This window comes from Nonomuraea sp. NPDC049649 (assembly GCF_040675175.1).
Lineage (GTDB): Bacteria > Actinomycetota > Actinomycetes > Streptosporangiales > Streptosporangiaceae > Nonomuraea.
Window position 1 is genome coordinate 24,686 of sequence record NZ_JBFAOH010000009.1, and the last position, 19,665, is coordinate 44,350.

17 protein-coding genes are annotated in these 19,665 nt (G+C 71.7%); 7 read left to right on the forward strand and 10 right to left on the reverse strand.

From position 1 onward, the window contains the following. Positions 1-29 precede the first annotated feature (29 nt). From AB0J42_RS14440 to AB0J42_RS14465, 6 genes are all read left to right on the forward strand, one after another. Positions 30-1,238 (forward strand): glycosyltransferase, encoded by a 1,209-nt coding sequence (locus AB0J42_RS14440; RefSeq protein ID WP_364294036.1) that lies wholly within the window; start codon positions 30-32, stop codon positions 1,236-1,238. Then, positions 1,235-1,885: a DUF998 domain-containing protein gene (locus AB0J42_RS14445; protein WP_364293421.1), complete on the forward strand. Its 651-nt coding sequence runs from the start codon at positions 1,235-1,237 to the stop codon at positions 1,883-1,885. The genes AB0J42_RS14440 and AB0J42_RS14445 overlap by 4 nt, the downstream gene beginning before the upstream one ends. Before the next feature lie 160 nt (positions 1,886-2,045). Further along, on the forward strand, positions 2,046-2,831 hold the full coding sequence (locus AB0J42_RS14450) for a hypothetical protein (RefSeq protein ID WP_364293424.1): 786 nt from the start codon (positions 2,046-2,048) through the stop codon (positions 2,829-2,831). Further along, the gene (locus AB0J42_RS14455; protein WP_364293427.1) at positions 2,828-3,580 is read left to right on the forward strand and encodes an isocitrate lyase/phosphoenolpyruvate mutase family protein; all 753 of its coding nucleotides are present in this window, start codon (positions 2,828-2,830) and stop codon (positions 3,578-3,580) included. Before AB0J42_RS14450 ends, AB0J42_RS14455 begins: the two co-directional genes overlap by 4 nt. Positions 3,581-3,588: 8 nt before the next feature. After that, the gene (locus AB0J42_RS14460; protein WP_364293430.1) at positions 3,589-6,426 is read left to right on the forward strand and encodes a BTAD domain-containing putative transcriptional regulator; all 2,838 of its coding nucleotides are present in this window, start codon (positions 3,589-3,591) and stop codon (positions 6,424-6,426) included. A gap of 35 nt (positions 6,427-6,461) precedes the next feature. Further along, positions 6,462-7,967 (forward strand): MFS transporter, encoded by a 1,506-nt coding sequence (locus AB0J42_RS14465; protein WP_364293433.1) that lies wholly within the window; start codon positions 6,462-6,464, stop codon positions 7,965-7,967. A gap of 4 nt (positions 7,968-7,971) precedes the next feature. Here AB0J42_RS14465 and AB0J42_RS14470 read toward each other — a convergent pair whose 3' ends face one another. From AB0J42_RS14470 to AB0J42_RS14500, 7 genes are all read right to left on the reverse strand, one after another. Continuing rightward, positions 7,972-8,847, reverse strand: a complete 876-nt coding sequence (locus tag AB0J42_RS14470; protein WP_364293436.1) for an alpha/beta hydrolase — start codon at positions 8,845-8,847, stop codon at positions 7,972-7,974. Between the two features lie 61 nt (positions 8,848-8,908). Next, the gene (locus tag AB0J42_RS14475) at positions 8,909-10,303 is read right to left on the reverse strand and encodes an FAD-dependent oxidoreductase (RefSeq protein WP_364293439.1); all 1,395 of its coding nucleotides are present in this window, start codon (positions 10,301-10,303) and stop codon (positions 8,909-8,911) included. Between the two features lie 82 nt (positions 10,304-10,385). Beyond that, positions 10,386-11,177: an ABC transporter permease gene (locus AB0J42_RS14480; protein WP_364293442.1), complete on the reverse strand. Its 792-nt coding sequence runs from the start codon at positions 11,175-11,177 to the stop codon at positions 10,386-10,388. After that, positions 11,174-12,025, reverse strand: coding sequence for an ABC transporter permease (locus AB0J42_RS14485; RefSeq protein ID WP_364293445.1), 852 nt, complete (start codon positions 12,023-12,025; stop codon positions 11,174-11,176). Before AB0J42_RS14485 ends, AB0J42_RS14480 begins: the two co-directional genes overlap by 4 nt. Before the next feature lie 3 nt (positions 12,026-12,028). Continuing rightward, positions 12,029-13,258 (reverse strand): spermidine/putrescine ABC transporter substrate-binding protein, encoded by a 1,230-nt coding sequence (locus AB0J42_RS14490; protein WP_364293448.1) that lies wholly within the window; start codon positions 13,256-13,258, stop codon positions 12,029-12,031. A gap of 6 nt (positions 13,259-13,264) precedes the next feature. Further along, on the reverse strand, positions 13,265-14,347 hold the full coding sequence (locus tag AB0J42_RS14495) for an ABC transporter ATP-binding protein (protein WP_364293451.1): 1,083 nt from the start codon (positions 14,345-14,347) through the stop codon (positions 13,265-13,267). Between the two features lie 44 nt (positions 14,348-14,391). Next, positions 14,392-15,825, reverse strand: a complete 1,434-nt coding sequence (locus tag AB0J42_RS14500; RefSeq protein WP_364293454.1) for a gamma-aminobutyraldehyde dehydrogenase — start codon at positions 15,823-15,825, stop codon at positions 14,392-14,394. A 223-nt stretch (positions 15,826-16,048) separates the two neighbouring features. Between AB0J42_RS14500 and AB0J42_RS14505 the strand changes: the two genes are divergently transcribed. Beyond that, entirely contained in the window at positions 16,049-16,543 is a 495-nt protein-coding gene (locus tag AB0J42_RS14505) for an Lrp/AsnC family transcriptional regulator (RefSeq protein ID WP_364293457.1), read from the forward strand. Here the strand turns inward: AB0J42_RS14505 and AB0J42_RS14510 are convergent. From AB0J42_RS14510 to speB, 3 genes are read right to left on the reverse strand one after another with little or no spacing between them, the layout of a single operon-like run. Further along, positions 16,526-17,173 (reverse strand): cyclase family protein, encoded by a 648-nt coding sequence (locus AB0J42_RS14510; RefSeq protein WP_364293460.1) that lies wholly within the window; start codon positions 17,171-17,173, stop codon positions 16,526-16,528. The genes AB0J42_RS14505 and AB0J42_RS14510 overlap by 18 nt on opposite strands. 11 nt (positions 17,174-17,184) lie before the next feature. Then, a complete protein-coding gene (locus tag AB0J42_RS14515; RefSeq protein ID WP_364293463.1) occupies positions 17,185-18,723 on the reverse strand; it encodes a cytosine permease in 1,539 nt (512 codons plus the stop codon). Then, positions 18,720-19,655: an agmatinase gene (gene speB / locus AB0J42_RS14520; protein ID WP_364293466.1), complete on the reverse strand. Its 936-nt coding sequence runs from the start codon at positions 19,653-19,655 to the stop codon at positions 18,720-18,722. The genes AB0J42_RS14515 and speB overlap by 4 nt, the downstream gene beginning before the upstream one ends. Positions 19,656-19,665: the final 10 nt, after the last annotated feature.

Sequence of the window (19,665 nt, forward strand, 5' to 3'; positions counted from 1 at the left end):
AAACCCTGAGGAGTTCACCCATCATGGCGATGCCCCTGCACAAGACCCGTCCCGACGCCGGACTCTCCCCCGTTCCCGTGCGGGCCCGGCGCATCATGATCTCGACTGATACGTACCCACCGGACGTGAACGGGACGGCCTATTTCGCGCACCGTCTCGCCACCGGGCTGGCGGCCCGCGGCAACGAGGTGCACGTGGTGTGCCAGTCGGACGCGGGCCCGGCCGGCACCGGCGTGGAAGACGGCGTGGTCGTGCACCGGCTGCGGTCGGCGCCGCTGCTCGTCCACCCGACGATGCGGGTCACCGTGCCCACCCGGCTGGACCGGCTGATGGCGGAGGTCGACCCGGACGTGCTGCACACCCAGGGTCACTTCGTGGTGGGCCGGGCCGCGCTGGCCGCCGCGCGCCGCCGCGGGGTGCCGGTCGTGGCCACCAACCACTTCATGCCGGACAACCTCTTCCAGTTCGGTCACATCCCGGACCGGCTGCGGGAGGGCGTGGGCAAGCTCGCCTGGCGCGACTTCGGGCGCGTGTTCCGCAAGGCCGACCGCGTCACCACGCCCACCCCGCTGGCCGCCGCGCTCCTGGCCGAGCAGGGCTTCGACCGCCCGGTCGAGCCCGTCTCCTGCGGCATCGACCTGGCCCGCTTCCACCCGCACGCCGAGCCGAAGGCGTGGGCGCGCAAGCTGTTCGGCCTGCCGGACCGGCCGACTGTGCTGTTCGTGGGCCGGTTGGACGAGGAGAAGCGGCTCTCCGACCTCGTCCGGGCGATGCCGTACGTGCTGAACGAGACCGACGCCCAGCTCGCGATCGTCGGCCGCGGGCACCAGCGCGAGCCGCTGGAGAAGCTCGCCGCCCGGATCGGGGTGGGCGAGCGGGTGTCGTTCCTCGGGTTCGTGCCGGACGAGAGCATGCCGCAGGCGTACGCCACCGCCGACGTGTTCGCCATGCCGAGCGTGGCCGAGCTGCAGAGCATCGCCACCCTGGAGGCGATGGCGACCGGCCTGCCCGTCGTGGTGGCCGACGCGATGGCGCTGCCGCACCTGGTCAACGGCGGCAACGGCTACCTGTTCCCGCCCGGTGACGTGCAGGCCCTGGCCGGTCACCTCACCCGGATCCTCACCGACGACGCGCTGCGCGAGCAGCTCGGCCAGGCCAGCCGCGAGCTCGCGCTCACCCACGACCACCAGGCCTCGCTCGCCCGGTTCGAGCAGATCTACGACGAGGTGACGCGATGACCCGTGCCGCGACCGTCACCACCGTCACGGCGACGCTCGCGTCCGCCGGCGCGCTCGGTTACGCCGAGCTGGCGCTGCCCGCCCAGCCGCTGCTCAGCCACTACGCGGTGGTGCCGGGCGGGCTGCCGCCGACGCTGCTGGGCATGCTCGCGCTGGCGGTGGCGTGCGTGTCGCTCGCGTACGGGCTGGCCACGGCGGATCCGCGGGCCACGGCGGCGACCCGGGTGCTGCTGCTGGCCGCGGCGGCCGGGCTGATGCTGAGCGCGCTCTTCCCGACTGACCCGCCCGGGACCGAGCTGAAGTCGCTGGCCGGGGAGATCCACCGGTGGTCGGCGGCCGTCGTCTTCACCACCCTGCCGGTGGCGGGCTGGACGCTGGCGCGGGGGCGGGCCCGGATGGCCGGGTGGACCGCGGTCCGGGCGCTGGCGGTGACCGCCGCGCTGGTGCTGGCGCTGTATCTGGCGGCGCATCCGGTCTCGTTCACCTCGGCGTGGATCGGCGGGGCGGGCTACTACGGGCTGCTGGAGCGTGCCCTGGTGGTGGCGGAGATGGCGCTGCTGATGGCGATGGCGCTCGCCGCGCCGCGACGGCCCGCCGCCGTGACGGCCCCCGCCGACGAGCCCGGAACGCACCGGCTGGCCGCCTGACTCGACCCCGCCGTCCTGCCCCCTCTCACCACCCGCCCTCCTCCCCCTCTCATCACCGGCCGTCCTGCCCCCCTCTCATTGATGGGCTGCGACGCTCGGACACTTCGGGCGCTCGGACATTTCGATCGGCGACGAAAGGATGCCGATCTAGCGTGGACGCATGGTCATCACCCGCCGTGCCGGCGCTCTCGCCGTGCTCGCCGACACCCGTTACATCCCGCCTCCGGTCCGGCAGGACGCGCCGGAGGGCACGCTCGCCTGGCTGCGCGCCCGCGTCTCCCGGTTCAGCGCCGGGGAGGTGCACGCGCGGCGGCGGCGCCTGCTGGAGGACCTGCTCTCCGGCCTCGACCCGGACGCGCTGCGGGACGCCGCCAGAGACCTGACGCTGGAGCGCGGCGGCCGGTGGGAGGGAGTTCCGGTGACGGTGCTCGGCCGGGCGCTCGGTTTCCGGGACAGCGGGCTCGCCGACGCCGTGCGCGCCGCCGCCTCCGGATATCTGTCCGGTGAGGAGACTCCGGAGGCCGACGCGGCAGTCCGCACCCTGCTCTCCCTCGCCGCTTCTCCAGTCACGCCGCCACGGAACGACCCCGTACAGGAAGCGGTGGCGCGGGTCACGCTGCTGCTGCAGGCGCACGACGCCACCGAAGGGCTGGTACGGAACGCGCTCCGGCATGCGGAGAGCGACCTCGTACCGGAACCACCCCCCGCACACGGCGCGGACCTCGTACCGGAGGTCCTGGAACGGACGCTCAGGCTCGACCCGCCGGTCAAGGTGATGCGGCGGGTGGATCGGGAGACCGGGGGCGAGGTGCGGATCGAGCTGGCCGAGGTGAATCTGGACGGGGAGGGGCATCTGACGTTCGGGGCGGGGGTGCGGCCCTGTCCTGCCGGAAGGCATGCGAGGGCGCTGGCGGCCGGGGTCGTGGCGGGGGTGCTGGGGCGATGAGCGAGGAGTTCCGGGCGCTGCACCGGCCCGGTGATCCGCTGCTGCTGCCGAACGCGTGGGACTACGGGTCGGCGGCGGTGCTGGCCGGGGAGGGGTTCGCGGCGATCGGCACCACCAGCCTCGGGGTGTCGGCCGTGCACGGCAAGCCCGACGCCGCCGGGGCCACCAAGGCGGAGACCGTGGCGCTGGCCGGGGCGATCACCGGTCTGAGGGTGATGGTCAGCGTGGACGTGGAGGGCGGGTTCAGCGACGACCCGGCCGAGGTGTCGGAGCTGGTCGCCCGGCTCGCCGCGTTGGGGGTGGTGGGTGTCAACCTGGAGGACGGGCGCGCAGACGGGTCGCTGCGGCCGATCCGCCTGCACCAGGAGATCATCGAGGCGGCGAAGGGCCACGGCGTGTTCGTGAACGCCCGTACCGACACGTGCTGGCTCAAGACGGGCGACCCGATCGAGCGGGTGCGGGCGTACGGGCACGCGGACGGGATCTTCGTGCCGGGGCTGAGCGACCTGGGCGCCGTCGCCGAGCTGGTGGAGGCCACTCCCCTGCCGGTCAACGTCCTCTATCAGCCGGGCGGGCCGTCTCTCGCCGCGCTGGCGCTGGCCGGGGTGGCGCGGGTCAGCACGGGGTCGCTGCTGTACCGGGCGAGCCTGCGGGGTGCGCTGTCGGCGCTCGCGTCCGTACGGGGGTCGGAAGCGCCGCCGCTGCCTGGCTATGCGGACATCGTCGCCATGCTGCCGGAACCCCGATAATCGGAGGCATGCGCTTCGAGATCCTCGGCCCCACCGAGGTGCTGGGTGACGACGGGACCGGCATCCCGGTCGGTGGTCCCCGGGTGCGGGCGCTGCTGGCTCTGCTCGCGCTGGAGCCGGGGCGGGTGATCGGAGCCGGCCGGCTCGTCAGCGGGCTGTACGGGGCGGAGCCGCCCGACGGGGTGGCCAACGCGCTGCAGTCGCAGGTGTCGCGGCTGCGCAGGGCGCTGGGGCGGGACCGGGTCGAGTTCCATCCGGCGGGGTATCGGCTGGTGGCCGATCCGATGGACGTGGACGCGAGCCGGTTCGAGCGGCTGGCCGCGGAGGGGCGGCGGGCTCTGGGCTCCGGCGACGCGGCCCGGGCGGCGGAGCTGCTGCGCGAGGGGCTGCGGCTGTGGCGGGGGGCGCCGCTGGCCGACGCGCCGCACGCCCGCGCGGCGGCGGCCCGGCTGTCGGAGCTGCGGCTCGCGGCGCTGGAGGACCGGGTGCAGGCGGATCTGGAGCTGGGCCGGCATCGCGAGCTGGTCGCCGAGCTGCGCCAGCTCGTCGCCGACCATCCGCTCCGGGAGCGGCTGCGCGCCCAGCTCATGCGCGCCCTGTACGGGAGCGGTCGTCAGGCGGAGGCGCTGGCCGCCTACGCCGAGGCCCGGCGCATCCTGGACGACGAGCTCGGCATCGAGCCGGGTCCCGAGCTGACGTCCGCCCACCTGGCCGTCCTCCGCGCCACGGCGAGCTCCCCTGATCCGTACGCGCCCCGCGCCAACGGAACACCGGGCGGGACCGTGCCGGATGGCGGGGTGAAGGCCGGGCTCCGGGCGCAGCTGACCAGCTTCGTCGGGCGTGAGGCGGAGCTGCGGCAGGTCGGGGCCGAGCTGGCCGCCGCCAGGCTGGTGACGCTCGTCGGGCCCGGGGGTGCGGGGAAGACGAGGCTCGCGCTGGAGGTGGCCGCGCGGGCCGCGGGCGAGGTGTGCGTGGTGCAGCTCGATCCGGTGAGCGGGGACGCCGGGGTGGCGGCGGCGCTGCTGGGGGCGCTGGGCATCCGGGACCGGCACGGGCCGGATGTGCCTCCGGTGGAGCCGGTCGAGCGGCTGGTCGCCGCGCTGGCGGGCCGCGAGCTGCTGCTGGTGCTGGACAACTGCGAGCACGTGGTCGAGGCGGCCGCCCGGCTGGCCGACACGCTGCTGGGGTCGTGCCCGGGGCTGCGGGTGCTGTCCACCAGCCGGGAGGCGCTGGGCATCACCGGCGAGTCGCTGGTGCCGGTGGCGCCGCTGCGGCTGCCCCCTCCGGACGCGCCCGACCCGCTGGGCTATCCGGCGGTACGGCTGTTCGCCGACCGGGCGGCGGCGGTGCGGCCCGCGTTCGCGGTCACCGGGGAGAACGCCGGGCTGGTGACCCGGATCTGCCACGCTCTCGACGGCCTGCCGCTGGCGATCGAGCTGGCGGCGGCCCGGCTGCGGACGCTGTCGGTGGCGGAGGTCGCGTCAAGGCTGGACGACCGGTTCCGGCTGCTGGCGCGCGGCAGCCGGACGGCGCTGCCGCGCCATCAGACGCTCCGCGCGGTGGTGGCGTGGAGCTGGGACCTGCTGGACGACGACGAGCAGCGGATGGCCAGGCGGCTGACGGTGTTCGCGGGCGGCGCGACGGCGGAGGCGGCCGAGCGGGTCTGCGGGCTGCCCGAGGAGGTGCTGTTCTCGCTGGCGGAGAAGTCGCTGGTGGAGAACGTCGACGGCCGTTACCGGATGCTGCGGACGATCCACGCGTTCTGCGCCGAGCGGCTGGAGGAGGCGGGCGAGACCGAGGCGATGCGGGACGCGCACGCCGCCTTCTACCTGGATCTCGCGATCACCGCCGACGGTCACCTGCGCCGGGCCGAGCAGCTGGAGTGGCTGGCCCGGCTGGACGCGGAGAGCGACGACCTCGACGAAGCCGTGCGCTGGTCGACCGGGTCGGGGCGGCTGGAGACGGCGCTGCGGCTGCTGGGCTACTGCGCCTGCTACTGGTGGATGCGCGGCCACCGGACGACCAGCGCCACCCTCGCCCGGGAGCTGCTGGAACGGCTCGGCGACGCCGCGCCGGAGGGCCTGGAGGAGGAGTACGCGATGTGCGTGCTCGTCGCGGCGTGGACCGGCGTGCGCGACGACCGGCTGGCCGCACGCCTCGACGAGCTGCGCGGCGCGCCGCCCGAGGCTTTCCTGCCGTCCAGGCTGGAACTCCTGACCCTGCTGCTCGCCATGTACACCGGCCCGCCGGACGGCGTGGGCGTGCCGACGGAGCTGCGGCGGAGGACGGACGCGCTGGAGCTGTCTCCCTGGTCGGCGGCGCTCACCGGCTGCGGCTACGGATTCATGCTGCAGATCGAGGGCGAGGCCGACCAGGCCCGGGCGGAGTTCGAGCGGTCGCTGGCCTCCTTCCGCGAGATGGGCGAGCGCTGGGGCACCATGCTGGCGCTGGCCGCGCTCGCCGATCTCGCCTCCGAGCAGGAGGATCACGCGACCGCGATGGCGATGGCGGACGAGGCGCTGCAGGTCGCGCGGGAGCTGGGCGCGCCGGCGGACGTCGCGGAGAATATGTGCCGCCGCGCCGACACGCTGGCCCGGACCGGCGAGCCGGCGCGGGCGCGGGCCGACTACGAGGCGGCGGCGGAGCTGTCCCGCCGCGTCGGCTCGCCCGACATGCTGGCCAGGGCGCACTGCGGGCTGGGCGAGGTGGCGCTGGCGACGGGCGACCCGGCCGCCGCCCGCGGGTGGCTGGAGCAGGCCCGCGAGGAGTGCCCCGCGGCGTGGTACAGCGCGAACGAGCTGCGGGAGCGGATCAGCGCCGGGCTGGCGGCGGTCAGCGGACGGTAGGCCCGCGGTCAGCGGCGGGCGCGACCGTGGAGCCCATGACCAAGAAATGGGCCTCTCTGGCGCTCTGCTGCCTGGCCGCCCTCCTGCTCTCCGTGGACCTTACGGTCCTGCATCTGGCTCTGCCGCATCTGGTCGCCGACCTGGGCGCGTCCTCGACGCAGCTGCTGTGGATCGGCGACGTCTACGGGTTCGCGCTGGCGGGCCTGCTCATCACGATGGGGAACGTCGGGGACCGGATCGGCCGCAAACGGCTGCTGCTGATCGGCTCGGCGGCGTTCGCCGCGGCCTCGGCGGTGACCGCGTACGCGCCGAACCCGGAGCTGCTGATCGCGGCGCGGGCGCTGCTGGGCGTGGCGGGCGCGACGATCATGCCGTCCACCCTTTCGATCATCAGGAACGTGTTCACCGAGCCCGCGGAGCGGACCACCGCGATCGGCGTGTGGAGCGGGATGAGCGCGGCGGGGTTCGCGCTCGGCCCGGTGGTGGGCGGGCTGCTGCTGGACCACTTCTGGTGGGGTTCGGTGTTCCTGATCAACCTGCCGATCATGGTGGTGATCGTCATCGCCGGGATCCGGGTGCTGCCGGAGTCGCGCGACCCGCGGCCGGGGCGGATCGACCTGCTGAGCGTGGCGCTGTCGTTCAGCGGCATCGTGGCCGTCATCTACGCGGTCAAGGAGGCCGCCGACAAGGGCCTGGCGCAGCTGGACGTGCAGGTGACCGGGGCGCTGGGGCTGGCCGCGCTGCTGGTGTTCGTGGTGCGGCAGACCCGGCTGGCGGAGCCGCTGATCGACGTGCGGCTGTTCAGGCGGCGGGCGTTCTCCGCGTCCATCGGCACCAGCCTGCTGGCCATCTTCACGATGATGGCGATGTCGATGTTCTTCGCGTGGTACTTCCAGCTCGTGCTGGGCTGGTCGCCGCTGATGGCGGGGCTGGCGGGCCTGCCCGGCGGGCTGAGCGGCGCGATCGGCGGGGTGCTGGCCGCGCCGCTGGTGAACCGGATCGGCAGGAACGCGGTGGTGGCACTGGGCCTGCTGCTGAACGCGGTGTCGTTCTTCTACTACTCGACGCTCGGCCTGGAGGTCAGCTATCCGGTCATGGTCTGCTTCATGATGCTGGGCGGCATGGGCATCGGGCTGGCGTTCACCGTCAACAACGACAACGTGCTGGCCACCGCGCCCAGGGACCGGGCGGGCGCGGCGGCGGCGGTGTCGGAGACCTCGTTCGAGCTGGGCGGCGCGCTCGGCATCGCGATCCTGGGCACGGTGCTGAACAGCACGTACGCCGCCCGCCTGGAGGTGCCCGCCGGGGTGCCGGCCGAGCCGGTGCGCGAGTCGATCGCCGGGGCGCTGGCCGTGGCCGAGTCGCTGCCCGCCGCCCCGGCCGGTGAGCTGGTGCTGGCGGCGCGGGAGGCGTTCGTGCAGGCCATCCAGGTCACCGCCGCCACCACGTCGGTGATGCTCGTGGTGGTGGCGGCGCTCGCCCTGGTCGGGCTCCGCGGGGTGCCCAAGGTCATCCCTGAAGAGGTTCTCGTCCGTACCTGAAGGCCTACAGGTGCTCGCGGAGGAACTGCGCCGTCGTCTCGGCGGCCTGGGTGACGTACGGCTCCTGGTCGTACAGGTCGATGTGGCGTTTCGCGTCCAGCCAGACCAGCTTCTTGGGCTCGTCGAGGCGTTTGAACGCCTCCTCGGCGCCTTCGGGCGAGGAGAAGCGGTCGACCACGCCGTGCACGATGAGCGCCGGGGTGGGCGACAGGAAGTCGGCGCCCATCATGTTGTCCAGGGTGAGCAGTTCGCGCAGGCTGGCGCGGGTCACGCGGTTGTCCCAGTGGGGGGAGGCGGCGCGGCCGGTGCCGTAGTAGGCGTGCGGCTCCTCGCCCGGCATGGCGGCCTCGCCCTCCGGCGCCACCGCCGGGAGGTACGCGACGGGCCCGCCCTGGTCCTGCCGTTCCACCGCCTCGGTGAGGGAGGCGAGGGCGGACTGGTAGTCCGTGCCGGTCCGCGCCGTGTAGGGGTTGTGGTACGCGCCCGCGATCCCGGCGAACGCCTTCACCCGGGGGTCGAAGGCGGCGAACCTGAGCGCGTAGCCGCCGCCCAGGCCGATGCCGACGGCGCCGATCCGCTCCCCGTCCACCTCGGGCCGGGAGCGCAGGAACGACACCGCCGCCCGCAGGTCGTGCAGCTTGCCCTGCGGGTCCTCGTGGCAGCGGGGCTCACCGCCCGACTCGCCCCAGTTGCGGTGGTCGAAGGCGAGGGTGACGAACCCGTGCGCGGCCAGCCGCTCCGCGTAGCGCCCGGTCGCCTGGTCACGCACCCCGGTGAACGGGCCGGTGAAGACCAGGGCCGGGCGCGGGCCCGTACTCGGCTCGGGCACCCGCAGCTCGCCCACCAGCGTCACGCCGTCGACGGCGAATTCGATCCTCATCGTTCAAGTGTGGGGGAAGAATCGGCGGCGCCGTGCCGCGGGTCCCTGCCACCAGGAGCCGCTAGGAGTCGAAGCCGAGCCCCATCCGGTCCAGGGTGCGCAGCCACAGGTTGCGCTTGCCCTGCCGCTCGTCGGCCCTGGCGATCGACCAGCGGGTGAACTGGATGACGCCCGAGCGGACCGGCTCGGGCGGGAACGGCACCGGCTTCTCCCGTACCATGCGCAGCTCGGTGCGCTCGGTCCGCTCGCCGGAGAGCAGGTCGAGCATGACGTTCGCGCCGAACCGGGTGGCGCCGACGCCGTTGCCGGTGTAGCCGACCGCGTAGGCCAGGCGCCCGCCGTGCGCCTGCCCGTAGAAGGCGCTGAACCTGCTGCAGGTGTCGATCAGGCCGCCCCACCGGTGGGTGAAGCGCAGGCCGTCGAGCTGCGGGAAGGTCTCGAAGAAGTGCCCGGCCAGCTTGACGAAGGTCTCGTCGCGCTGCTCGTACTCCCGTTTGACCAGGCCGCCGTTGTAGTAGACCGCGTCGTAGCCGCCCCACAGGATGCGGTTGTCGTCGGTGAGCCGGTAGTAGTGGAACTGGTTGGCGCCGTCGGCCACGCCCTGCCGGTTGCGCCACCCGATCTCGGCGAGCTGGGCGTCGCTGAGGGGCTCGGTCATCAGCGCGTAGTCGTACACCGGCACCAGGTAGTGCTTGAGCCGGCGCAGCAGCGGCGGGAAGACGCCGGTGCCGAGCGCGACCCTGGCCCCGGTGACCGAGCCGTGCGGGGTGCGCAGGGTGATCGCGGTGCCGTCGTCGTCGAGGGCGCGTACGGGGCTGCGTTCGTGTACCCGTACCCCGAGGCGGACGCACGCGTCGCGCAGCCCCCACGCCAGCCGGGCCGGGTCGAGCATGGCGCAGCCGCCGCGGTCCCAGACGCCGCCCAGGTAGGTCGGCGAGTCGAGCTGGGCGCGGACCTGGGCGCGGTCCAGCGGCACGTGGTCCAGGCCGAGTTCCCCGACGACGTCCAGGTGCTCGTGGAGGGCGTCGAGCTGCCACTGCTCGGTGGCGACGATCAGCTCGCCGGTGCGTTCGAAGGAGCAGTCGATGCCGTGGCGGCGGATGGTCCGCTCGATCTCGTCGAGGTTCCGCGCGCCCATGCGTTCGATGCGGTCGATCTCGTCCGGCCAGCGCTCCAGCCCGTTGGCCAGGCCGTGGGTGAGGGTCGCCAGGCAGAACCCGCCGTTGCGGCCGGAGGCGGCCCAGCCGATCCTGCGCCCCTCCAGCAGCACCACCTCGCGCGAGGGGTCGCGTTCCTTGGCCATCAGGGCCGTCCACAGGCCCGAGAAGCCGCCGCCGACGACGACCAGGTCGGCGGCGGTGTGTCCGACGAGCCTCGGGAGCGGCTCGGGTCTGGCCGGGTTGTCCAGCCAGTATGGCGTGCGCTCCGCGTCAGCCAGCGCCTTCAGCGGATCCACAGATCCCACTTCCCTTACGAATGTCCGTATTTATTTGGCGGGAGCGCCGGAGCCCCCGCACCCGGCGGGGACCCCGAGGGTTCTAGGCGCGGCGCCTGGACGCGATCGTGTTGATGATCGCGATCAGCACGCCGACCGAGAAGATGAGCGTGCCCATGACGTTCACCTGGGGCGGGATGCCGGTCTTCACCGAGCCGACGATCCACAGCGGGAAGGTGAGCGTGGAGCCGTTGACGAAGCTCGTCACCACATAGTCGTCGATCGACAGCGCGAACGCCAGCATCGCCCCGGCCAGCACGCCGGGCATGATGGCGGGCAGGGTGACCTGGCGGAACGTGGCCCACGGCCCCGCCCCGAGGTCCCGGGCCGCCTCCTCCAGCGACGGGTCGAGGGTGCCGACCCGGGCCCGCACGGTCACGGTCACGAACGACAGCGAGAACAGCACGTGCGCGATGGTGATCGTGACGGCGTCGCGCGGCAGGTTCGCCGAGACGAACAGCGACAGCAGCGAGGCGCCCATGACCAGCTCGGGCGTGGAGATCGCGGCGAAGACCAGGAAGTTCGTCGCGCCGTGCGCGCGGAAGCGGTGGCGTCCGAGCGCCAGGCCGAGCATGGTGCCGATGACGACGGTGACGACGGTGCTGACGATCGCGATGGCCAGCGAGTTGACCAGCGCCTGGGTCAGGTCGGTGAGCGCGAACAGCTCCCCGTACCACTTGAACGTGAAACCCTGCCAGGTGGCGTTCGACTTGCTCTTCTTGTCGTTGAAGCCGAACATGATCATCACGGCGATCGGCGAGACCAGCCAGAGGATCACCAGCCAGGTGTAGGCGTGCAGCAGCCGGTCGCCGATCCGGGTCCGGGCGTCCCTCATCGCGCCGCCGCCTCCAGCACGTTCTCGGTGCCGAGCACCCTGGCGTAGGCGAAGATGCCCACGAGCAGCACCGCCATCAGCGTGAACGACAGCGCCGAGGCCGTCGGATAGTCGTTGTTGATCAGGTACTCGGTCTGGATGATGTTGCCGATCATCGTGTTGCTCGTGCCGCCGAGCACCTGGGCGTTGACCGGATCGGCCGTGGCGGGCACGAACGTCATCAGCACCCCGGCGAACACCCCCGGCAGCGACAGCGGCAGCACCACCTTGCGGAAGGCCGTGCCGCGTCCCGCGTACAGATCCTGGGCCGCCTCCACCAGCCGCGGGTCGACCCGTTCCAGCGCCACGTAGATCGGCAGGATCATGAACGGCAGGAAGTTGTAGGTCAGCCCGGCGACCACCGCGAACGAGGTGGCCAGCACGCGGAAGTCAGGGTGCAGCAGCCCCCAGCTCTTCAGCGTGCCCAGCAGGATGCCGTCGTCGGCCAGCAGGAATCCCCAGGAGATCGTGCGCAGCACGAACGACACGAAGAACGGCAGCAGCAGCAGGAACAGGTAGACGGACTTGTGCCTGCCGCCTTTGAACGCGATCCAGTAGGCGACCGGGTAGCCGATCACCAGCATGGCCAGCGTCGCCACGCCGCCGTACACCAGGGAACGCACGAGCTGGATGCTGTAGCCGCCGATGGCGTCGGAGTAGTTGGAGACGCTGAACGTCATGACGAAGCCGTCGATGGCGTTCCCCGTCTGCAACGACACCGACGCCATGGCGCCCAGCGGCACCACCAGGAAGATCGCCATCCACATCCAGCCCGGCAGCGCGAGCAGGTAGGGGGTGAGACGTCTCATACCTCAGGCCTGGGTGATCGACTGGAAGATCGGGTTGAACACCTGCTGCTGCGCGGTGGTGAGCGGGGTGTAGCTGCGGAGCTTGGCGTAGTCGGCCTCGGTCGGGAACATCAGCGGGCTGTCGGCCATCTCCAGCAGCGACTCCTTCTCCTCGCCCGACGCGCTCTCGGCCTTCTGGCGGAGCATGTCCTGGACGGCGGGGACCGGGGTGACGTACTGGATGAACTCGTCCAGCTCGGTGGCGATCTCCGGCTTGTAGAGGTAGTCCATCAGCATCATGGCGTCGACCGGGTTGGCGGCGCCCTTGGGGATGAGCAGGTTGTCGGTCCAGATCGTGCCGCCCTCCTCGGGGACCACGAAGTCGACCGGCTCGCCCGCGAGCTGGCGCTGGAAGATGTCGCCCGACCAGGCCATGGTGATCCAGATGTCGCCCCGGGAGACGGCGTCGATGTAGTCCTGGGCGTAGTACTTGCGGACGATCCCGGCGTCGCGCTGGGCCTTCAGCTTCTCGCCGGCCTTGCGCCAGTCGTCCTCGGTCGACTTCTCGGGGTCGATGCCGAGGGCGAACATGCCGAAGTTGCCGATCTCCTGCGCGTCGGCCATCATGCCGACCCGGCCCTTGTACTTGGGGTCGAACAGGGCCTCGATGCTGGTGATCTTCTCCTTGACGTACTTGGTGTTCCACGCGATCCCGGTGAAGCCGGAGGCGTAGGGCACCGAGTACTTGTTGCCCGGGTCGTAGGCCCGGTTCTTGTAGGACTCACCGGCGTTGGCGTTGAAGTTCGGCAGCCGCGACTGGTCGAGCGGGATGGCGTGGCCCAGCTCGATCATGTGCTGGAACTGGATGCCGTTGGTGATGACGACGATGTCGTAGCCGAGCGGCTGGCCGGCGCGGAGCACCGGGTCGATCTTGCCGAAGAACTCGGCGGTCTCCTGGATGACCTCCTTGTACTCGTAGGAGATCCCGGTTTCCTGCTGGAACTTCTTCAGCGGGCCGTGGTCGGTGGGCATGTAGTCGGGCCAGTTGGCGAAGACGACGTGGCCGTTCTGCTTCTGGTCGGCCCAGAAGTCCTTCATCTCGTCTTCCTTGGGCGGCGCCGCCTTCTGGCCCTGCACGCCGCAGGCGGCCAGCGCCAGACCGGCCGCGGACAGGCCGGCGATCTTGAAGACGTCGCGACGGGTACGGGGCTGGGTCATGCCGCGCAGGAGGGCGGGGGGGTGCAAGGGGTTCATGACGTGCTATCTGCCTTCGATTACGTACGAGTACTGCGCCTGCCAGGAAAGCCACACGGAGTCGCCCCGCTCGGCGGTGACCGTGGCGTCGTGGGAGTTCTGCTGGAACACCGTCATCTCGGTGTCGTCGGAGAGGCGGACGGTGTAGCTGTTGGCGGTGCCCAGGTACACCACCTCGGCGACGGTGCCGGGCAGCGCGCTCAGCTCGCCTTCCGGCTCCTCGGCGGAGAGGACGATCTTCTCCGGCCGTACGGTCACGGTGACCTCGCCGTCGTGCCCCGGCACCAGGACCCGGCCGCCGCCGACCTTCAGCACTCCTCCGGCGGCGGTGCCGGTGAGGAGGTTGGAGGTGCCGATGAAGCCGGCGACGAAGGTGGTGGCCGGCTTCTCGTAGATCTCGTGCGGCGTGGCCAGCTGCTCGACCAGGCCGTCCTTCATGACGGCGATCCGGTCGCTCATGGTCAGCGCCTCGCTCTGGTCGTGCGTCACGTACACGAACGTGATGCCGACCTCGCGCTGGATGCGTTTGAGCTCCAGTTGCATCGCCTGGCGGAGTTTGAGGTCGAGGGCGCCGAGCGGCTCGTCGAGCAGCAGCGCCCTGGGCCGGTTGACCAGCGCCCGGGCCAGGGCGACGCGCTGCTGCTGGCCGCCCGACAGCTCGCGGGGGCGGCGTTTCTCCCGGCCGGTCAGGTCGACGATCTCCAGCATCTCGCCGACCCGCCGTCTGAGCTCGTCCTGCGGCGTCTTCTTCTGTTTCAGCCCGAAGGCGACGTTGTCCCACACGCTCATGTGCGGGAACAGCGCGTACGACTGAAACACCATGTTCACGTCGCGTTTGTTGGGCGGGACGTCGGTGACGTCGCGGCCGTGCAGCCGGACGACGCCCTTGGACGGCTCCTCGAACCCGGCGATCATGCGCATGGTCGTGGTCTTGCCGCAGCCGGACGGGCCGAGGAGGGAGAAGAACTCCCCCTCGGCGATGTCCAGCGTGACACCCTTGACCGCTTGGACGACCTCGCCATGCGAGACGTACTCCTTGACGACGTCGACTAGCTCGATCGCGCTGCCGATCGGACTCTGCTCGGCCATACAGGGGGGTCCTTTTTTTGTACGCTCTTACCGGGATATTTCGGCTATTCGCCGAAGTAGTGCATGACGTGCTTGACCCGGGTGTAGTCGTGCAGCCCGAACACCGACAGGTCCTTGCCGTACCCCGAGTGCTTGAAACCGCCGTGCGGCATCTCCGAGACGAACGGAATGTGGGTGTTCACCCAGACCGCGCCGAAGTCGAGCTTGCGCGACATCCGCATCGCGCGGCCGTGGTCGGAGGTCCACACCGAGCCGCTGAGCCCGTAGTTGACGTCGTTGGCCTTGGCCAGCGCGTCGGCCTCGTCGGTGAAGGTCTGGACGGTGATGACCGGGCCGAACACCTCGTTCTGCACCATCTCGTCGTCCTGCTTGAGGCCGTCGACCACGGTCGGGGCGAAGAAGTAGCCCCGGTCGCCGACCCGGTGGCCGCCGGTGAGCACCTTGGCGTGCGCGGGCACGCGGTCGATGAAGCCCTGGACGCGGGCGAGCTGGTCGGCGTTGTTGAGCGGGCCGTACAGCGCGTCCTCGTTGGACAGGTCGCCGGTGACCGTGTTCTTGGCGGCCTCGGTGAGCGCGGCCACGAACTCCTCGTGCACGCTCTCGTGGACGAGCACCCGGCAGGCGGCGGTGCAGTCCTGGCCGGCGTTGTAGAAGCCGGCGACGGCGATGTCCTCGGCCGCCTTGCGCAGGTCCTTGACGTCCTCGAAGACCACGACCGGGGCCTTGCCGCCGAGCTCCAGGTGGACGCGCTTGAGGTCGTCGGCGGCGCTCCGGGCCACCGACATGCCCGCGCCGACCGAGCCGGTGATGGCGACCATCGCGGCGGTCGGGTGGCTCACCACGGTCGCGCCGGTCTCGCGGTCGCCGGTGACGACGTTGAAGACGCCGGGCGGGAGCACGCTGCCGACGATCTCGGCGAGCTTGAGCGTGGAGGCCGGGGTGGTGTCGGAGGGCTTCAGCACCACGGTGTTGCCGGCCGCGAGCGCGGGGGCGATCTTCCAGACCGCCATCATCATCGGGTAGTTCCACGGCGTGACCTGGCCGATCACGCCGATCGGCTCGTGCCGGATGAGGCTGGTGTGGTCGGCCAGGAACTCACCGGCGGTCGGGCCCTCCAGCGTGCGGGCGGCGCCGGCGAAGAAGCGGAAGTGGTCGGCCGCGACAGGCGTCTCGTCCTCGGCCATCCTGGCGCGCGGCTTGCCGGTGTTGAGGCACTCGGCCTCGTTGATCTCCTCGGCCCGCGCCTCGATCGCGTCGGCGACCTTGAGCAGCAGGTTCGCCCTCTCGCCCGGAGTGGTGTCGCTCCACGACTCGAACGCGGCGACGGCCGCGGCGTAGGCGGCGTCCACATCCTCGGGGCCGGAGATCGGGGCCTGGAGGTAGGCCTCACCTGTGCACGGGTCGATGACGTCGGAGAATCGGCCGCTCTTGGCGTCCACGAACTCACCGTTGACGTAGTTCTGCAGACGGACGGTCAAGGGATGACCTCCTGGTGAGATGGCTTGGTGATGCCGCAGGTGGCTGAGTTGCGGCGACTCTTACAGAGTAACTGCATCTAAACAAGGGATTTCGTGGCGAAGATATCAAATTGCTACGAATTCGCTTGACAGACCGATCAGAACTGACAGCATGTCGCACCAGGACGGCAATACGGCGGGACCGCCGCCGTGTCAAGCCGGACCGCTGGGAGGATCCTTCGACATGACATCGCCGCCGCGCGTACGCCGCACCAAGGACGCGGCAGACGGACCGGTCGTGCTGGACGAGCTGTCCAAACAGATCATCGAGCAGCTCCAGGCCGACGGGCGCAAACCGTACGCCGCGATCGGCAAGGCCATCGGCCTGTCGGAGGCGGCCGTCCGCCAGCGCGTCCAGCGGCTGCAGGAGACCGGAGTCATGCAGGTCGTCGCCGTGACCGACCCGCTGACGCTCGGCTTCCCCCGCCAGGCCATGATCGGCGTCACCTCGGAGGGCGACCTGGAGATGGTGGCCGACGAGCTGGCCGCCATAGAGGAGATCGACTACGTGGTGCTCACCGCGGGCTCCTTCGACCTCATCGTCGAGGTGGTCTGCGAGGGCGACCGCCACCTGCTGGACATCCTCAGCAAGATCCGGGCCATCCCGGGGGTGCGGACCACCGAGTCCTTCGTCTATCTCAAGCTCCGCAAGCAGACCTACTCATGGGGCACCCGATAGCCGGGCCACGGCCCTGACCGGCGCCCCGTCGGCGCCCGCCAGCCGGATCGGCAGCATCGACACCTCGACGCCGCGCCCGGCCGCCTGCGCCGCCACCAGCCGGTCCAGCCCGGTGAGGTTCTCGGCGATCACCGCGTGCGCCCCGCACAGCACCCGGTGGGCGGGGAAGTCCTCCGCCGGGGTGGGATCGACGCTCAGCGCGTCGATCCCGACCGTCCGCACGCCCCGCTCGACGAGCAGCCGCGCCGCCTCCTCCGTCAGGTACGGATGATCGAGGTACGCGCGAGTCCCCCAGTGGGCCGACCACCCGGTGGCCACCAGCACGATCGGGCCGAGCCCGCCCGCGAAGAAGGCGGGCCCGATCGGCGCCTTCGGGGCGAGCCCGCGCGCGTCCACCACCACGGCGGGCCCCGCGAACCGCTCCAGCGGCAGCTCGTCCAGGCGGGGCAGGGCGTCGTCCAGGTGGTACGGCGCGTCCACGTGGGTCCCCGACTGCGACCCCAGGTGCAGCGCGAGGACGTTGACCCCGTCGCGGGCGGCGGTGAGCGCCGGGCCGATCGTCACCTCGGGGTCGCCCGGGTAGACGGGCATCCCGCTGACGATCGGCACCGACAGGTCGACCAGCTCCATGCGGGCCATCCTCACACGCCGGCCGCCCGCCGCGCCTCGGGAACCACCGGGGCGCCGGCTGGCACGATCGGCGGCACGGGCGTGTCCGCGGCCCGCACCCAGCGCGGCCCCTGGGGCCCGTAGACCTCGCGCGGCTCGGGGAAGGCCCACAGCAGCGCCAGGTAGAGCACCGCGGCCGTGCCCAGGCCGAGCGGCAGCGACACGTCGACCCCGCCGGCTAGGTCGCCGAGCGGCCCGACGAACTGGCCGGGCAGGTTGACGAAGGCCAGCGCCAGCAGCGCCGAGGCGAGCCAGGCGGTGATGCCGCGCCAGTTCCAGCCGTGGTTGAACCAGTAGCGCCCGCCCCGCTGCCGCCGGGTGAACACCTGCAGCGCCTCGGGGTCGTACCAGCCGCGGCGCGTCACGTACCCGAGCATCATGATCACCATCCACGGCGCGGTGCACGTGATGATCAGCGTGGCGAAGGTGGAGATGCTCTGCGTGAGGTTGGCCGCGAAGCGGCCGACGAAGACGAACACGATCGACAGCGAGCCGATGAACAGCGTCGCCCGGACCCGGGTGAAGCGGGCGAACACGCTGGCGAAGTCCAGCCCGGTGCCGTACATCGAGGTGCTGCCGGTCGACATCCCACCGATCAGCGCGATCAGGCAGACGGGCACGAAGTACCAGGTCGGCGCGATGGCAAGCAGGCCGCCGACGTAGTTGGGCGCGGACGGGTCCATGTACTCGGCGGCCTTGGTGGCGATGATCGACGCGGTGGTCAGGCCGAACAGGAACGGCAGGATGGTGGAGGCCTGCGCCAGGAAGGCGGCCGCCATCACCCGGTGCCGCGGCGTGTCCGCCGGGATGTAGCGCGACCAGTCGCCGAGGAAGGCGCCGAACGAGACCGGGTTCGACAGCACGATCAGCGCCGCGCCGATGAACGACGGCCAGAACAGCGGGTCGCCGGGCGCCAGCATGCCCGGGTAGGACGGGTCGAAGTCGCCGGCGAAGGCGAACACGCCCAGCACGAACAGGGCCGACGCCGCGACCACCGCGATCTTGTTGACGAACAGCATGAACCGGAACCCGTACACGCAGACCACGAGCACCAGGCCCGCGAAGATCGCGTACGCGACCGCGTACATGAACTCGTTCTGCGGCAGCCCGACGAGCCGGTGCGCGCCGCCCACGAGCGCGTCGCCCGAGGACCACACGGAGATCGAGAAGAACGCGATCGCCGTCAGCAGCGACAGGAACGAGCCGACGATCCGGCCGTGCACGCCCAGGTGGGCGGAGGAGGAGACGGCGTTGTTGGTGCCGTTGAGCGGCCCGAACAGCGACAGCGGCGCCAGGATGAGCGCGCCGACCAGCAGGCCGAGCACGGTCGCGGCGAACCCCTGCCAGAACGACAGGCCGAACAGGATGGGGAAGGCGCCCAGCACGCAGGTGGCGAAGGTGTTCGCGCCGCCGAAGGAGACCCGGAACAGGTCGATCGGGCGGGCGGTGCGCTCGGCGTCGGGGATGCGGTCGACGCCGCGCGTCTCGATCTCGGTGATGGGGGTGGTCATGGCTCGTTCTTTCGCAAGGCCAGCAGGCTGACCAGGTCGTAGGCGACGTGGGAGGCGGCGATCGAGGTGATCTCGGCGTGGTCGTAGGGGGGCGCCACCTCGACCACGTCCGCGCCGACGAGGTTGGCCCCGGCCAGGCCGCGCAGGATCTCCAGCAGCTCGCGGCTGGTGAGCCCGCCCGCCTCGGGGGTGCCGGTGCCGGGGGCGTGCGCCGGGTCGAGGACGTCGATGTCGACCGACACGTACAGGGGGCGGTCGCCGATGCGCTGGCGCAGCGCGTCGATCACCTCGTCGACGCCGCGCCGCAGCACGTCGGCGGCGGTGACGATGCCGAAGCCGAAGCGCCGGTCGTCCTCCAGGTCCTTCTTGCCGTACAGGGGGCCGCGGATGCCGACGTGGGCGAGCGCCTCGGTGTCGAGCAGCCCCTCCTCCACGGCCCGGCGGAAGGGGGTGCCGTGGGTGTACTCGGCGCCGAAGTAGGTGTCCCAGGTGTCGAGGTGGGCGTCGAAGTGGAGCAGCGCGACCGGCCCGTGCTTGCGGGCGGCGTCGCGCAGCAGGGGCAGCGCGATCGTGTGGTCGCCGCCGATGGTCACCAGGCGGGCGTCCAGTTCGCCGGCCGCCGCCTCGATGCTCTCGATGGCCTCCTCGATGTGGAAGGGGTTGGCGGCGATGTCTCCGGCGTCCACCACCTGGGCGCGGTCGAACGGGGCGACGTCCAGCCCGGGGTGGTAGGGCCGCAGCAGCCGGGACGCCTCGCGGACCGCGGCGGGGCCGAACCGGGCGCCGGGCCGGTAGGAGACGCCGCTGTCGAAGGGCACTCCCACGACCGCCACGTCCGCGCGCTCGACCTCGTCGATACGGGGCAGCCGGGCGAAGGTCGCGGGCCCGGCGAAGCGCGGGATCTTTGCTGAGTCGACAGGGCCTTTATACATACCCACAGTG